Source organism: Streptosporangium sp. NPDC005286, assembly GCF_040607515.1.
Classification (GTDB): Bacteria; Actinomycetota; Actinomycetes; order Streptosporangiales; family Streptosporangiaceae; genus Streptosporangium.
In genome coordinates, this window is the sequence record NZ_JBEXGU010000180.1 from 15,922 (window position 1) to 18,597 (window position 2,676).

At 67.9% G+C, this 2,676-nt stretch carries 1 protein-coding gene; it reads right to left on the minus strand.

Features of this window, described 5'->3' with window-relative positions; translation table 11 throughout:
* Positions 1 to 2,645: amino acid adenylation domain-containing protein (locus ABZU75_RS38985; RefSeq protein WP_355565979.1), on the minus strand; the 2,645-nt coding region annotated here is incomplete at its 3' end.
* Positions 2,646 to 2,676 lie beyond the last annotated feature (31 nt).

Here is a 2,676-nt window from a genome sequence, read left to right on the forward strand (position 1 = left end):
AGCAGGATGCGCCAGGACACCCCGTCCACCGCCAGATGATGCACCGTCACCACCAACCGGCCCGACACCTCCGGTCCGGCATCCAACCACGCCACCCGGACCAACTGCCCGGCCACCGGATCCAACCCCGACCGCGAGACGACCGCCTCCTCGGCCACCGCAGCGGCCAGATCCCCCGACACCTCCACCCGGCGCACACACCCGTCCGCCACCACCGCCCCCCGCGGAGCGACCTCGCCCCCCCCTTCCGCCGACACCCGCAACCGCAGCACGTCATGGTGATCCAGCACCACCTGCACCGCGAAGGTCAGACGATCCAGCCCCAGCCCGGGAGGAACCTGCAGGACGACCGTCTGGCTGAAGTCACCGATCGGCCCGGTCAGGTCACGCAACCAGGCCATGATCGGAGTCTCGGGGAACCACCCGATCCCCGCGTCTTCCGCCTCGCCCCGCTGCTGCCGTTCCTCGACCGCGACCGCGGCCAACTCCCGCACGCTCTGATGCTGGAACACATCCCTGGGCGAGAACACCACCCCCGCCGCACGCCCCCGAGCCACCAACCGAATCGCCACGATGCTGTCCCCACCCAGATCAAAGAACCCGTCATCCACCCCCACCCGCTCGACCCCGAGCACCTCGGCGAACAGGCCGCACAACAACACCTCACGCGCCGACAACGGCCCTCCAACCGACCCCGGCCCAGACCCCACCACCCCCGACACCGACGGCACCGGCAACGCCGCCCGATCCAGCTTCCCGTTCCCCGTCAACGGCAACACCTCCACCACCACCACCGCCGACGGCACCATGTAATCGGGCAACACCTCCCCCGCGAACCGCCGCAACCGCCCCACATCCAACCCACCCGACAGAGCCGACGGAGCCAGTGCACCGGACATGCCCGACGGCTCCGCACCCAGCACATCCGACGAACCCGCAACCTCCGACGCCCTCCCACCCCCAGCCGGGCCACCGGCCGGCTCCGCCGCCGCGTCCGTCACGGCCTCCACCACATACGCCACCAACCGCCGATCCCCCGGCCGGTCCTCCCGCACCACCACCGCCACATCCGCCACCAGCGGATGCGCCGCCAGCACCGCCTCCACCTCCCCCAACTCGATCCGGAAACCCCGCACCTTCACCTGCTGATCAACCCGCCCCACATACTCCAACCCCCCACCCCGACCCCACCGCACCAAATCCCCCGACCGATACATCCGCCCACCAGAACCATCAAACGGACACGCCACAAACCGCTCCGCCGTCAAACCCGCCCGGCCCACATAACCCCGCGCCAACCCCGGACCCGCCACATACAACTCCCCCACCACACCCACCGGCACCGGCCGCAAAAACTCATCCAACACATACAACCGCAAATCCGGAATCCCCACCCCAATGGCGCTCGGAGCCCCCTTCTCCACCATTCCACGATTCAGCGGCGAATAGGTTGCATGCACCGTCGTCTCGGTAATCCCATACATATTCACCAGCAGCGGCGCACTCTCGGGATGGCGGTCGTACCAGTCACCCAGCCGCCCCAGCTCCAGCGCTTCCCCGCCGAAGATGACATACCGCAACAACAGCCCCGCTCCCCCCAGATCCCGCTCCGCCGCCATCAACTGATAAAACGCCGACGGCGTCTGATTCAACACCGTCACCCCGCACTCCACCAACAACCCCAAAAACTCCACCGGCGAACGACTCACCTCAAACGACACCACCACCAACCGGCCACCCGACAACAACGCCCCCCACAACTCCCACACCGAAAAATCAAACGCATACGAATGAAACAACACCCACACATCAGACTCTCCAAACCCAAACCACTCCCGAGTCGACGCCAGCAACCGCGTCACACTCCCCTGCGAAACCACCACACCCTTCGGACGCCCCGTCGACCCCGACGTGAAAATCACATACGCCGGATGCCCAGGAAGAACCCCCTGCCCCCCAACGGAAACCGGAACCGAAACCGGGACTGAAGCCACGGCCGGAGCTGAGACAGGAACCGAAGCCGGGGCTGGTGTCGAGACCTGGACCGAAGCCGGAGCCGAGGCCGGGAGCGAAGCCAAGACCGGGCTTGAAGCCGGGACATCTCCCACCGGCCCCACACCCGTCACGATGCGTGAGCCGTCCAGCACCACCCGCGCCATCCCCGCCGGCAACACCCCCTCCGTCCCCGGCACCACCACCGCCACCACCGGAGCCGCATCCCCCACGATCTGCGCCACCCGCTCCACCGGATACGACGGATCCACCGGCACATACCCACCCCCCGCCTTCACCACCGCCACCACCGCCACCACCAACTCCACCGACCGCGGCACCACCAACACCACCAACCGCTCCGGCCCCACCCCCGCGGCCACCAACACCCCCGCCAACACCCCCGCCCGCGCGTCCAACTCCCCATACGACACCTCCACCCCGCCACACACCACCGCCACCGCATCCGGCGAAGCCGCCACCTGAGCCTCGAACTCCTCCACCAACGTCGACCCAGCAGGCACCACCCCCCGCCCCGCCCACTCACCGAGAATGACCTCACCCTCGGCCTCATCCAGCAGATCGATATCGCTCAACCGGACATCCGGATCGGCGACCACCGACTCCAGCAACCGCCCGAACCGCACCACCATGTCCTCGACCGTCACCCGATCGAACAGATCG